At 58.7% G+C, this 13,078-nt stretch carries 11 protein-coding genes and 1 pseudogene; all 12 read left to right on the forward strand.

Features of this window, described 5'->3' with window-relative positions; translation table 11 throughout:
• Positions 1-427: 427 nt before the first annotated feature.
• Complete coding sequence (locus tag CHB86_RS22230; RefSeq protein ID WP_176442983.1) at positions 428-1,039, forward strand: FkbM family methyltransferase; 612 nt, start codon at positions 428-430, stop codon at positions 1,037-1,039.
• A gap of 52 nt (positions 1,040-1,091) precedes the next feature.
• A complete protein-coding gene (locus CHB86_RS22235) occupies positions 1,092-2,132 on the forward strand; it encodes a glycosyltransferase family 4 protein (RefSeq protein ID WP_176442984.1) in 1,041 nt (346 codons plus the stop codon).
• Positions 2,133-2,473: 341 nt separating this feature from the next.
• Complete coding sequence (locus tag CHB86_RS22240; RefSeq protein ID WP_141134963.1) at positions 2,474-3,754, forward strand: lipopolysaccharide biosynthesis protein; 1,281 nt, start codon at positions 2,474-2,476, stop codon at positions 3,752-3,754.
• Complete coding sequence (locus CHB86_RS22245) at positions 3,747-4,799, forward strand: hypothetical protein (protein ID WP_089235319.1); 1,053 nt, start codon at positions 3,747-3,749, stop codon at positions 4,797-4,799. Before CHB86_RS22240 ends, CHB86_RS22245 begins: the two co-directional genes overlap by 8 nt.
• Positions 4,800-5,106: 307 nt before the next feature.
• On the forward strand, positions 5,107-6,357 hold the full coding sequence (locus tag CHB86_RS22250) for a glycosyltransferase family 4 protein (RefSeq protein ID WP_089235320.1): 1,251 nt from the start codon (positions 5,107-5,109) through the stop codon (positions 6,355-6,357).
• Positions 6,354-7,739: an oligosaccharide repeat unit polymerase gene (locus CHB86_RS22255; RefSeq protein WP_089235321.1), complete on the forward strand. Its 1,386-nt coding sequence runs from the start codon at positions 6,354-6,356 to the stop codon at positions 7,737-7,739. The genes CHB86_RS22250 and CHB86_RS22255 overlap by 4 nt, the downstream gene beginning before the upstream one ends.
• Complete coding sequence (locus CHB86_RS22260; RefSeq protein WP_089235322.1) at positions 7,736-8,875, forward strand: glycosyltransferase; 1,140 nt, start codon at positions 7,736-7,738, stop codon at positions 8,873-8,875. The genes CHB86_RS22255 and CHB86_RS22260 overlap by 4 nt, the downstream gene beginning before the upstream one ends.
• Positions 8,876-9,240: 365 nt before the next feature.
• Entirely contained in the window at positions 9,241-9,459 is a 219-nt protein-coding gene (locus tag CHB86_RS25150; RefSeq protein ID WP_245838289.1) for a DapH/DapD/GlmU-related protein, read from the forward strand.
• Between the two features lies 1 nt (position 9,460).
• The gene (locus CHB86_RS22270) at positions 9,461-10,654 is read left to right on the forward strand and encodes an acyltransferase family protein (RefSeq protein WP_089235324.1); all 1,194 of its coding nucleotides are present in this window, start codon (positions 9,461-9,463) and stop codon (positions 10,652-10,654) included.
• A gap of 31 nt (positions 10,655-10,685) precedes the next feature.
• The gene (locus tag CHB86_RS22275) at positions 10,686-11,513 is read left to right on the forward strand and encodes a glycosyltransferase family 2 protein (RefSeq protein WP_089235325.1); all 828 of its coding nucleotides are present in this window, start codon (positions 10,686-10,688) and stop codon (positions 11,511-11,513) included.
• Between the two features lie 40 nt (positions 11,514-11,553).
• Positions 11,554-12,525 (forward strand): UDP-glucuronic acid decarboxylase family protein, encoded by a 972-nt coding sequence (locus CHB86_RS22280; protein ID WP_089235326.1) that lies wholly within the window; start codon positions 11,554-11,556, stop codon positions 12,523-12,525.
• Positions 12,526-12,623: 98 nt separating this feature from the next.
• A pseudogene (locus CHB86_RS22285) lies at positions 12,624-13,070 on the forward strand (integrase core domain-containing protein); the annotation flags it as partial.
• Between the last annotated feature and the right edge of the window lie 8 nt (positions 13,071-13,078).

Below are 13,078 nucleotides of genomic sequence, written 5' to 3' on the forward strand. Positions count from 1 at the left end.
AGTAGCTATACCGGGGGATATCCCGGAAAGGAACGAAGAAGATCCGGCCGGTCTCGCAATTCAGAACGCGCATTATCCGAGCATGCTGCCGAAAAAGTATACAGAGCACATAGGCGAGTGACAGTGACCGACACGAGCGAGTTATCAACACGGCTGGCAAACCGGCCCACTGCTTGCTAAGGGTCCGCCTATGCACGGCCTATACCGTGATGAAGGAGCAGAAGTCGGACTCGATTGAAGCGAGCGCCGGTGCGGTAGCCGTTGTGTGCGCGCCGCCTTCGAACTGGCACCCTTGGCGATTGATTTTGCTTCGCCCCCCCCCCCCCGCAACATGAGAGCCTTGACTCTGCATCGATATCTCAGCCCGTTCTGGTGGAGCTTGCGTCTCAGTCCCACACTGGATCAAATCCTGCCGGATTCGTGGGTCATGGGATGCATCGGCTGGGCTTCGCGCTTCGGCGGCGAGGGTGAGTTGAGTAGCCTTTCAACCCTGGTGGATCCTAAAAGGAGGGCTGTCGACATCGGTGCAGCCGACGGCGTCTATTGTTGGCACCTGAGACGCCAAGCGAGCGAATGCATCGCCTTTGAGCCCAACCCTGTCAAGGCGACGAAGTTGCGGCGCAGGCTTCCGGGGTGCCAAGTTTACGACTGCGCACTTTCGAGCCGCACCGGAATGGCCCAGCTTCGCTTTCCTGTCGAAGATTTCCCGATAACTGGTCTAGGCACGCTTGAGCCGGCCAATAAACTGGCGGGTTTCTCAAGCATCGAACAGGTCGACGTCGAGACCCGCAGGCTCGACTCCTTCGACATTCGCGATCTAGGGTTCATCAAGATCGACGTCGAAGGGCACGAACTCGAGGTTCTGCAAGGCGGGAAGGAGACTCTTGCACGCGAGACGCCGGTTCTGCTGATCGAGATTGAGGAGCGTCATCGGCCTGATGCGCTTGAGACCGTCAGCGACTTCCTTGCGGGCTTCGGATACGGGTCTCCGAGGCAGGCATTGTCGCGCCAGAACTACGTGTTTAGGTCCCTTGCCTGATCCGATGACACTTGGGTTGATCACCAATGCGGACAGGTCTGGGCAACCCAGCATGATCGGCTACGGCAGGCTGATGCTATCAGAAATGATGGTGGCCGGGTTCGCGTGCCGCGAACTACGCATGACCGATCATTTCGCGGGAGCCGGTAAAATTGGCCGCAACCTCGACCGCTTCGCCATTACCCCGCTCAAGGTCGTCGGGCGCCGCGTGGACGTCGCCCATGCGGTGGATCCGGGCAGCGCGATCTACTTTCCGCTTCTGCGTGCCGGCAGAACCTCCGTGACCGTGCATGACATGATACCCTATCTGGCGGCGGCCGGCCGGCTTGACGGTTTCCGCCCATCGCGACTTGGCAAAGAACTCATGCGCACACTTGTCGCCCGGTTTCGGCAAAGCGACGGTGTCGTTGCCGCGTCTCAGAATACGCGTCGCGACCTCATCGAGCTTGCTGATGTCGATCCGGACAAAATCCATGTCATTCCGAACGCAATGTTCCACGATCTCCGGCGCGCCAGCCGGTCCGAGATCACCGCATATCTAGCCCGCAGTAGACTTCCGCAGGACCGGCCGCTGATCCTGAACATCGGACGAAACTTCTACAAGAACCGCGAAGGCGTGGTCGAGATCTTCGGTAGGCTGCGCAATCTCGGATCGCCCGCGCATCTCGTTTTCGTCTCCTCTCCCGACGCCACCGTGACCGAGGCGATTGCCCGCATGGGGGTCTCCGATCACGTCAGCTTTCTGGACCAGGTTGCTGCCGGCGACATGTCAGCACTCTATTCGGCCGCCAGCGCGCTTCTCTTTCCCTCTCTCTACGAGGGCTTCGGATATCCGGTGCTGGAAGCGCAGGCCTGCGGCACGCCAGTAGTTTGTTCCAACGCCGGCTCACTTGCCGAAGTCGCCGGCGAGGCGGCGGCGGTGTTTGACGTCGCCGACGCGGACGGCATGGCAGAGGCGCTCGCCCGGATACTTCACGATTCAGCATTCGCCGGCCAGTTGGTGGAGGCTGGACACCGGAATCTGCCCAAATACTCCGTAGCCCAATGGCGAGCGTCATACGCGGATTATTTTGCAAAGATGCAACGGCTTTGAGGTTTTACAATCAGGCTTTCAGCCGGCTGGCCACAGTCGACTCGTGTTGCTTGGTGTCAGCTCAGAACACATGATACGACCATGACTTCCTCAGTAGAATCCTGAGCCAATGCTCGCGACGCCAAAACGCGCATCTTGTTCCCGGAAAGACTGACGAAAATGCCTATGCAATCCGAGATCATTTTCACGCTGACCAGCCCAGGTTTCTGGGGCGGAACGGGTGTTTTAGTCAACTCCCTGTTCCGGAGCGGGTTCACCGGCACGATCTATGTCTGGCACCGCAGGCCGCGCGAGGGCTGGACGACAACACTTGCGATATTTTTTCGTAGAATTGCCACGACATGAATGCCCCGGCAAACGGTTTTCGATTGCGGAACGCGTGGCGCTCGATCGCGGCATTCTCGACGGCACAGATCGTCACCCAAGCCCTTGCATTGGTTGCCGGCCTCATTGTGGTGCGGATCCTGACGGTCGAGAGCTACGCAGTCTATGCTCTGTTCGGTGTCTTGATCGGAGCGGCGGCGGTGACGTCGGATCTGGGCGTATCGTCCGCGACAACGACACTGCTTAGCCGCGCAAGGGATCAAGAGGAATTCGCCGCGATCCATGCGGGGGCCACCTCACTGCGGCTGGTGCTTGGCCTCGCGTCAACCGCTGTCGTGGTGGCGATCTTTCTGTCCAACTCGACCGTGCTAGAACATGCCGCCGGCTGGGAGGTGGGATGCATGGTCGGCGCGATGGCGCTGGTAGTGATGCTGCAAGCGAGCGCCACGCTGGCACGCTCGGTACTTGCCAGCCAACGCAAGCTCTCGGCGATCAACCGCGCCGATCCGGTCGCTGGCGGGCTACGGGTGGTCATTCTCGGCGTCGCGTTCGCATTCTGGGGCGAAAGTTCCCTCTCCGTGCCGGTCCTGACATGGGTGCTGTCAGCGGGTCTCCTGGCGGTCTGGCTCGGGCGGAGCATTCCGTCCGTCCCCGTTTGGCCGCTGTCGCCGCCTCCGGCAGGGATGCTGCCGATTCTTTGGCCGCTGCTGCCAGGACACGTATACTATTTGGTGTCAGGGCTTGTGCCGGTTCTGGCGCTTGGCACCCGCGCCGGGCCAGAGAGCCTTGCGGCCTATTGGGCTTTAAGCCGCCTCGGTATGGTTCTCGGCAGCATGAACCCGATGCTGAACTACATCGCACATCCCTATGTCTCGCGCGGGAACGATGCAGGGTATGCCCGGCGCAGCCTGCTGGTCCTTTCGGCCGCCGCGTTCGCGGTTAGCCTGATCGTGGCCAGCGGCCGGGTCTTCCCCGAAACGTGGTTGCTGCTGCTTGGGGCGAAGTATGACGACCTCGTGCAGTTCGTCTGGATCGCGCTGCTTGTCGCTGGCCTTCGTTTCCTGACCGACACATTCTACAGGATGCTGGTTGCAAGCGGCGAAACCGGGTATCAGTATTTCGCCGTCGTCGCGGGCGTGCTGGCCCAGTTGTGTGTCGTCTGGTTCACACCGATGCGGGATCTTGAAGACATCTATATGTTCGTCGGCGCCGCCCTGATGGCGGAGCTTCTGGTTTACATTGCGCTCTATCTGCGCAGTTCGCGGATCCTGCGCCGCCGGGCCGAAACGCGTGGCTAACTGGGTTCAGATCACCCCGAATTTCCCACCGGTCGTCTGCGGGGTCGGCGATTATTCGGCCGGGCTAGCCGCCGCGCTCGGCAACCTGGGCACAGGAGTCACGACCCTGGTCGCCAACGAAAACCCGATCTCGCAGCCGGGGCGGAGCCTGCACGGAGCGCGATCGTCTCGCGCACTCTGCGACGCGTTGCGCGACACCGGGGCGCGGGTCGCAATCGTGCACTTCTCCGGCTACGGATATGCGCCGCGCGGACTCTGCCATTGGCTGGTCGAAGGATTGCGCGGCTGGAAAGCGACCCAAACCGACGCTCGCATCATCACGATCTTTCACGAAGTCTACGCCACCGGCCCGATCTGGCGCACAAGTTTTTGGACCTCTCACCCGCAAAGGCGGATCGCGCGCGCCTTGTGCGAGATCACCGATCGCGGCTTCGTCTCCTCCGGCGTCGGCTCGGATCAACTGCGCCGCATCGGCGCGTCTCTTTCCTGCGATGTGCTCGCGGTCTTTTCCAATGTCGGCGAGCCGGCAGAGGTTACGCCCCTTTCCCGGCGCTCCGCCCGCGCCGTCGTTTTCGGCGGGCGCGGGCAACGCGCGGAGGTCTATCATGCGATCGCACGCAATCCACAGAAAACGGCACAGCTTCTGTCGAACCTGCAAATCGACAGGCTACTCGACATCGGCCCTAGAATGCCCCTTCCAGAGCGGATCGGCGAGTGCCCGGTCGACGCGCTCGGCACGCTGCCAGCCGAGGAAGTCAGTCGCATATTGGTGGATTGCCGGCTAGGTCTCCTTCACTATCCCATGGATCGCATGACCAAATCCGGCATCGCCGCCGCCTATTTCTCCCACGGGCTCCTGACCGCGAACACGGGCACCGCAGGAGGCGCTGCATCCAACCTGAAGGAAGGCGTCCAGTATTCAAGCCTCGACAGGCTCGTTGCGCATTGTCCAGACCTCCAGAGCGTCGCTGATGCGGGGCACGCATGGTATCAGCAGCATGGGGTTGCCGCAGCAGCAGAGATCATCAGGAACAGCATTGCATGAAGATCCTCGTCTCTAGGTCAGTGTTCGCACCTGGGGTCGGAGAGATCACCCCCTTACTAACGTTATCGGCGGGCATGTCTTCCCCTCTCCAAATGGAGACGCCGCGGCTATTGCCGGCCGGCAAATGGCGGTGCTGGACAACATCGATATCGCGCCGTCCAACTTTCAAGGTGTGGAAAGCCAACTCTCGCCATACAATGCTGGCACCGCTGCGACGCGATGGATCAAGGTCTTTGAGCTGCACTACGTTCCCCGCTGACGTCGATCCTGATCCGGGCGCCCGACCGGCTGTGCCGCAGCAACGCGAATGACTGTCATCGTCAGCCATCCGACCGGCAATGCCAATGTCCGTGCGGCGCTGCGCGGATTGCAGCGAGCCGGCATGTTACACCTTTTTTGTACGACTTTGGGGCTATCCGAATCCCTGCTTTTGAAAGTGCCGATGCCGGCGCGGCTGAGATCCGAAGCCTCCAGCCGGGTCTTCCCGGAAATCCCGGCCAGCGCGCTTCACAGACGTCCATTGCGCGAACTGATCCGCCAGATTGCTCGGCGCGCCGGTGCTGCGAAACTGATTCGACATGAGACGGGCTGGGCCAGCTACCACCAAGTCTACTATGACCTCGATCGCGACGTAGCGCGCCGACTGGCTAGGTTTTCGAGTGAGGGAGCGCGCGCTGTCTATGCGTACGAAGATGGCGCTAACGCCAGTTTCCATGCTGCAAGAGAAATTGGCATGAAGTGTCTCTACGATCTTCCCTCGCCGTATTGGCCGGCTGTCCAGGAGATCATCGAACAGGAAAGAGAACGACTTCCTGGTTGGGCGGGTACGATGGATGCACTCCGCGACAGTGACTACAGCCGGAACCGCAAGGACGAAGAAATCGATGGGGCAGATCGGATCTTGGTGGCGTCGAGCTTCTCCCGCTCGGCGCTGCGCAAACATCCGAACACGGAACTCGCGGTCTCCGCGGTTCCCTACGGAGCGCCTCCGCCCAAAGTCGAGCGGTGTGCGAACAAGGCGAATGGCCAGCCCATCGAAATTGTCTTTGCCGGCCGTCTAAGCCAGTCGAAGGGCGTGGCCGATCTGATCGCCGCCCTCTTACTCCTTGACGTAGACTGGCACGCAACAATTGCCGGCAGCATGCCTCAAGTCGTCCCAACGGACCTTGCGGCGTTTATCGCCAGAAAGAACGTGACATACCTTGGCTTTGTCACGCACGAGGTCTTACTGGACACGCTGTCTCGAGCACACGTCTTCGTGTTTCCGTCTCTCTACGAGGGTTTTGGAATGGTCCTGACCGAGGCCATGGCCTGCGGGCTGCCGATCATCTCCACGCCGAACACCGCGGCGCCCGACCTGATCACGGACGGGACGGAGGGGTTCATCGTTCCAATCCGAGATCCCGATGCCATCGCCGAACGCATCACCCGCCTCGCCGAGGACGAAGACATGCGGCAATCCATGGCCGCGTCCGCGCTCGTCCTTGCCGAAAGGTCGCCCTGGTCCGATTACGAAGCGGAAATCGCCGGGATCGTCGCGCGGGAACTGGCACTATGAGCAAGGTACTAGGCGACCGACCGGCCGTCTATCGCGCTCGCGACGCGCACCGGCGAGAGGCGCAGCGAAGGGGCGTCGTATGGGCCACATTGCTGCTGTTCCTGCTTCTCCTCGTAGAGGGGCCCTTACGAAAATGGTTCCTGCCGGGGCTTGCTGGGCCGCTGACCCTGCTACGCGACCCCTTCGCCCTGCTTCTCTATGCCCATTGCATCAACAAGGGGTTCATCTGGACCCGCGGCATGGCGCAGATCTGGTTGCTGTTCGCGCTGGTGAGCGCGCCGTTCGCCCTTCAGCAATATGCACTCAACGGATACGGCATTCCGGGCTGGCTGCTTGGTCTGCGCACGTACTGGATGTACATGCCCATCGCCTTCGTAATCGCGGCGACTCACCGGCGCGACGACATCCTTCGTTTTCTGAGAGTCGTCCTCGCGATAGCGATCCCCTATGCATTTCTTGTCGCTCGACAATATGGCGCCCCCCCCTTCGCCTTCGTCAATTGGGGCGTTGCCGGCGACATACAGGGGGCGGTGGCGCTCGGAGACGGAATCGTCCGCCCCTTCGGGCTTTTCACATATACCGCGCCGAACGTTCTCTATACCGCCTTCACGCTTGCAGCCTTTCTCGCCTACTACCTGACAGGACCGAAGGGGTGGAAACAGCAGGCGTTTCTTGTCGCAGCCGGGTTCGCGGTAGCAACAATGTCCGTGCTGACCGGCAGCCGGACCATATATTTCCAGGTTGCCGCCATCACCGGCTTCACGCTAATCGGCCTTCTTGCAACGCGTCCTACGGTGAGGACCGTTCGCCGGATTGCCGCCGTCCTCGTCTTCATCGGCCTTGTCGCCCTTATCTTCGTTAAGGTCTTTCCTGACATGCTCGTGGCGATGGGGGAGCGGTTCGAGAGTGCCTCGCGGTCGGAGGGCGGGTTATGGAACAGGATATACTACAATGCCTTCAGCTTTCTCGACGCGCTCGATGATGCGGGCCTGTTGGGCTTTGGCATGGGTGCCGGAACGCCCGGTGTCGCCAATTATCTTAGGCTTCCGAACTTGTTCCTGGGAGAATCCGACACCCAGCGAAACGTGAACGAGCTCGGTTTGATCCTTGGGCCGCTGTTCCTCCTGCTTCGCTTCACCACTGCGTTTTGGCTCGGGGCTATGGCCGTTGGACTGGCACGGCGGAGGGATCATTCCGCGCTGCCGATCGCCGGATTCGCTATGACGTCGTTTGCGTTCGGTGCGGTTACCAACTCTACGATAGAGGCTCTTCTCGTCTGGACCGCCGTAGGGTTGGTGATCGCAGCCCGCAAATCCCTAGATCTTGAGCGCCTCCATCAGCAGCCTACGGAGCCAAGGCAAGCGATGCAGCACAACCTATGAAGATCGGTTTGCTGACCGGAAGGCTCTCTGCAGCGGCGGGAGGGCTTGCATCCTCGGTGCCGAACCTCGCGCATCTTCTCGGCTCGTCCGACGATGCCGAGGTCGAGATCTTCGGGGTCGAGGATCCGCAAAACCCGGACGCGGCTGCGGACTGGGCGGAACATGTGCATGCGGCCAAGGCCTATGGACCAAAAGCCTTTCACTACGCTCCCGAGATTGTCCGGAAGCTGCGCGCTTTCGCGCCTGATATCACCGACGTGCAGGGCCTCTGGACCTACCCGTCGCTGGCCAATTTCAATCATCACCGCGCGACGGGCACGCCTTACCTTGTTACTCCTCGTGGAATGTTGGATCCATGGGCGCGGGACCGGTCCGCGTTACGCAAACGAATCGTGCGCCTGTGGTTCGAGGATGCACACCTGCGGGCGGCTGCCTGCCTACGCGCCACCGCCGAGATGGAAGCAGAGCATTTCCGCAGCTTCGGCCTTACCAACCCGATCGCCATCGTCCCCAATGGCGTCGAAATCCCGACCCTGCTCGCGCGGCCAAGGTCCAAGTCGGGCCGCCGCCGGCTACTCTTTCTAAGCCGTATCCACCCCAAGAAGGGGCTTCAGCTCCTGCTTAATGCCTGGGGCGCCATCGAGGCGTCGCGCCCGGAATGGGATCTCGTCATCGCCGGCCCGGACGAATTGAACCATACTATCGAGATGCAGTCGCTGGCCCGTCGTCTCGGCCTCTCGCGTGTCAAATGGCAAGGCCCGGTACATGGCGCCGACAAGACTGCGCTATACCGCAGCGCCGACCTCTTCATCCTGCCGACCCATGGAGAGAATTTTGGGCTCGTCGTCGCCGAGGCTTTAGCTCACGAGATACCTGTTATTACGACTCGCAATGCACCTTGGGCTGGGCTTGAAACGCACGGTTGCGGCTGGTGGATACCGCTGGAGGACCAAGGATTGCGGAATACAATGATACTGGCTACAGCCCAACCCGCGGAAACGCTTCATCAGATGGGGGCAAAGGGACGCTCATGGGTCACCAGGGACTTCGGGCTGGATCAGGTCGCAGTTAAGATGCTCGAGGTCTACCGCTGGGTCGCCACTGGTGGTGCACCTCCTCTGACAGTTCAGAGATAATAACAGGTTATCGATTCATGGTCGATGTATTGGCAAACAGAAGAAGCTCAAGCTGGTCTCGCAGCGAACTTGCCGGTCGGGTGCTTTGGGCGCTAGCGAGCCCTCTTTTCCGATTCAGCCCGCGCGTGTTTTGGGGTTGGCGTCGCACACTTCTCCGCCTGTTTCGGGCTCACATTGGATGCGGTGTTCACGTTTATCCCAGCGCTAGGATCACGATCCCTTGGAACCTGAGGTTAGGAGATTATTGTTCGGTCGGGGATCGAGCAAATCTCTATTCGCTCGGAAAGGTGACGATAGGAGACCGTACGACCGTCTCACAAGGCGCCCATCTCTGCGCAGGTACGCATGACTGGCGCCGGCCAGAAATGCCTCTTCTCAAACTGCCGATTTCTGTAGGGGCGGATTGCTGGATATGCGCTGAGGCTTACATAGGGCCGGGAATCTCCGTTGGAGATCGTTCGATCGTGGCGGCCCGTGCCGTTGTCGTTAAACCGATCCCGCCGAACTCCATCTTTGGAGGAAACCCCGCATGTCAAATTGGCCGAACCGATACGAGTGCAGCCCTCGACCCCGATCCATCGTAGAATGACCAATAGTATCAAGAATCTTTCCTTGGCCACCGACCTTTTTACCCTTTCAGAAATGCAGCCGGACAAAACACATCGACTCTCCACGCTGGACATGCTCCGTGGCGCTGCAGCCTTCGCCGTTCTACTTTCCCACGCACGTGCGTACACACTTAAAAGCTATTCTGAGTTATCAGAAGCCGGCACTGATATTGGGCTGATGACCAGTTTTTTTTATGCCGTTACTAGCCTAGGTCACGAGGCCGTGATTATTTTTTTCGCGCTTAGCGGTTTCTTGGTCGGTGGAAAGGCTCTGCGCGATTTGGTTTCTCAAAAGTTTTCATGGCCACAGTACATTGTTCGGCGCATGTCGCGGCTTTTGATAGTCCTTTTGCCCGCCCTCGTCGCGACCTGGCTATTCGACTTGATCGGATTAATGATAACCGGCGGCACAGGCTATGACGGTCGGTTCGCGCCTATCTTTAATTCCGGTCCACCACTCGATGGATCGCTCTCCCTCTCAATTTCGACCTTCTTGGGAAATCTTGCCTTTCTCCAAACAATCGCAGTACCGACGTTTGGCACAAATTCTCCACTCTGGAGTCTCGCCAACGAGTTTTGGTATTATCTGATCTTTCCTTTGATCGGTTGGGTGGTGTTAGCTCCAGCATCGCTGGCCGCACGCCTTTTCGGCATTGCGCTCCTAGCCGCTCTGTCTTTGACGCTGCCGTGGTCAATCCTCTCGCTCGGTGCGATCTGGGTAGCGGGAGCCGTGGCAAGCATAATCTCTTCTGACGCCCGCCTTTCAAACTTCTTGACAAGGACTTATGTGCGCGTCCTTGCATTGATCGTGCTGTTTGGAGGCCTCGGCGCGTCAAAAGCAGCACGGCTAAACATCAGCGACCTCGAACTTGGTCTTATCGTGGCCACCTGTTTGCCTGCACTCGCACACATGCCTGGCCACGGCCGCTGGTATCAGTGTATCGCGCGAAGCTCCTCTGAAATCTCGTATACCCTGTACCTCACCCACTTTCCGCTGCTGTCTTTGCTCGCTTTCAGCACGCTCGCACCAACGCGACTTGCGCCTAACATCGTTGGATACGGCGTGATGCTCGGTTTCGTGACCCTGGCCTTGCTTTGGGCGGTACTGCTCTATCAGCTTTTCGAAAGCCGAACCGACCGACTCTACCGCGCCGTATCCCGCCTGCTGTAATCACCATTCAATTACCCGGAAAGCTCAGTTGATGTCCGAAGCCACCCTACCAGTTACTGTCGCTTTGCCTGTCAAGAACGAAGAAGCGAACATTGCCAAGTGCCTTGCGCGCTTAGGACGTTTTTCGGAGATCATAGTGATTGACAGCGGGTCGACGGACCGGACGCGGGAAATCGCCGAAGGTTTTGGCGCGCGTATCGTGCAGTTCGAGTGGGACGGCAAGTTCCCAAAGAAGCGAAACTGGTTTCTGATGAACGAGGGTCCGAAACACCCCTGGGTATTGTTCCTCGACGCCGACGAGTTCATTGATGATGCCTTCTGCGACGCGCTGGCCGAAGCAGTACGAGATAATTCGGTCAGCGGTTACTGGCTGAACTACACGAACTACTTTTTGGGAAAGAGACTCGATCATGGAGTGACGCAGCGCAAACTCGCCATGTTCCGTTATGGGCGAGGCCTCTACGAAAAGATCGATGAGGACGGTTGGAGTGCACTGGACATGGAGATCCATGAGCATCCAATCATTGAGGGAAAAGTCGGCGAAATATCCGCCCCCATCGACCATCGAGACTATAAAGGCATTGGGAAGTTCATCGAACGCCACATGAACTATGCGCTCTGGGAGGCCCGCCGATATGCGCTTATAAAGGATGACGCATCCGCATGGGAGGCATTCACGCCGCGCCAGAGGTTCAAGTATCGCAACATCTCGAAATGGTGGTACTCCACCTTCTACTTTCTCTTCACCTACGTCTTGAAGGGCGGCTTCCTTGACGGGAGTGCAGGCTACCACTATGCGGCCTACAAGGCGTGGTACTTTCGCACGATCAGGTTGCTAATCAGAGAGCAGATCCAATAGTGATCGTTCCATTCCCAAAATCAATAAAGGGCAGTAGATTATGGCAAGGCTTTACGACAGCCGAAAACGAATTCTTGTGACAGGCGGAGCAGGGTTTATCGGCTCACATTTGATCGACAAATTGCTTGAGCAAGGACACGAGGTGTTGTGCTTGGATAACCTTTTCACGGGAACCAAGCGCAATATCGATCATCTGCACGGGAATCCACGCTTCGAATTTATGCGCCATGATGTGACATTCCCGCTCTACGTTGAGGTGGATGAGATTTACAATCTCGCCTGCCCCGCTTCTCCAATTCATTATCAACACGACCCCGTGCAAACGACAAAAACGTCAGTGCATGGCGCCATCAACATGCTGGGATTGGCGAAGCGGCTCCGCTGCAAGATCTTTCAGGCCTCTACGAGCGAAGTGTACGGCGACCCGCACGTGCATCCGCAGCCCGAAGAGTATTGGGGCAACGTCAACCCAATTGGAACGCGGTCTTGCTACGATGAGGGCAAACGATGCGCGGAAACGCTTTTCTTCGACTATCACCGACAGCACGGCCTGGACATCAAGGTGGCACGAATCTTTAATACATATGGCCCACGCATGCATCATGCGGACGGTCGGGTGGTTTCGAATTTCATCGTACAGGCTCTGTCCGGTCGTCCAATCACCATCTACGGTGATGGTAGCCAAACGAGATCTTTTTGCTACGTGGACGATCTTGTTGAAGGTTTCATCCGCTTCATGGAATCTGACAAGCACATTGTCGGACCAATCAATCTCGGAAATCCTGGTGAATTCACGATACTCGAGCTTGCAGAAAAGGTTATCGAGTTGACCGGAAAAGGCTCGGAGCTTGTATTCGAGGATCTGCCGGCTGACGATCCGAGGCAACGCCAACCAGAGATCACCCGTGCCAGGAACTTGCTCGGCTGGGAACCGACAATTCATCTGGCGAAAGGGCTGCAGTCCACTGTGGAGTATTTTGAGCGTTTGCTGCCGGACCTGATCCGTACATGAATTTAGTGCATGCCTCGGTGGCTGTTACCAAGTGAAGTGGACCGAATGAGCTGACGACGTAATGGAAGGTTTGCCTCAGCGGTCTCTATGCCAAGCCGAGCGACCGCATAGCCGACGGGAGGCAGTTCCGGCTGTTGAACGTTCTGGACGACTTCAACCGCGAGGGCCTAGGTATCGAGATAGACTTCTCGCTTCCCTCCGAGCGTGTTGTTCGAGCCTTGAACCAGATCATCGCGTGGCGCAGCAAACCTCTGGCAATTCGGGTCGATAACGGCCCCGAATACGTCAGTTCCACCCTCATGAATTGGTCTGAGAAGCAGGGCATCGCCCTGACCTACATCCAGCCCGGAAAGCCTCAGCAGAACGCCTATGTCGAGCGCTACAACCGGACGGTCCGGCACGAATGGCTGGACCTCTACATATTTGACACCATCGAGGAGGTGCAGCAGATCGCAACCGATTGGCTATGGACCTACAATAATAAGCGCCCCAACATGGGCATCGGCGGGACCACTCCTGCCATGAAGCTGAAAAGGGCCGCGTGAATTCTACG

The sequence above is a fragment of the Tropicimonas sediminicola genome (genome assembly GCF_900188335.1).
Taxonomy (GTDB): domain Bacteria; phylum Pseudomonadota; class Alphaproteobacteria; order Rhodobacterales; family Rhodobacteraceae; genus Tropicimonas; species Tropicimonas sediminicola.

Excerpts from the sequence above, each read along its gene's own strand:
- CHB86_RS25150 (WP_245838289.1), top strand. The coding sequence starts at position 9,241 with ATGCCTCTTCTCAAACTGCCGATTTCTGTAGGGGCGGATTGCTGGATA.
- CHB86_RS22255 (WP_089235321.1), top strand. The coding sequence starts at position 6,354 with ATGAGCAAGGTACTAGGCGACCGACCGGCCGTCTATCGCGCTCGCGAC.
- CHB86_RS22275 (WP_089235325.1), top strand. The coding sequence starts at position 10,686 with ATGTCCGAAGCCACCCTACCAGTTACTGTCGCTTTGCCTGTCAAGAAC.
- CHB86_RS22235 (WP_176442984.1), top strand. The coding sequence starts at position 1,092 with ATGATCGGCTACGGCAGGCTGATGCTATCAGAAATGATGGTGGCCGGG.
- CHB86_RS22250 (WP_089235320.1), top strand. The coding sequence starts at position 5,107 with ATGACTGTCATCGTCAGCCATCCGACCGGCAATGCCAATGTCCGTGCG.
- CHB86_RS22240 (WP_141134963.1), top strand. The coding sequence starts at position 2,474 with ATGAATGCCCCGGCAAACGGTTTTCGATTGCGGAACGCGTGGCGCTCG.
- CHB86_RS22270 (WP_089235324.1), top strand. The coding sequence starts at position 9,461 with ATGACCAATAGTATCAAGAATCTTTCCTTGGCCACCGACCTTTTTACC.
- CHB86_RS22260 (WP_089235322.1), top strand. The coding sequence starts at position 7,736 with ATGAAGATCGGTTTGCTGACCGGAAGGCTCTCTGCAGCGGCGGGAGGG.
- CHB86_RS22280 (WP_089235326.1), top strand. The coding sequence starts at position 11,554 with ATGGCAAGGCTTTACGACAGCCGAAAACGAATTCTTGTGACAGGCGGA.
- CHB86_RS22230 (WP_176442983.1), top strand. The coding sequence starts at position 428 with ATGGGATGCATCGGCTGGGCTTCGCGCTTCGGCGGCGAGGGTGAGTTG.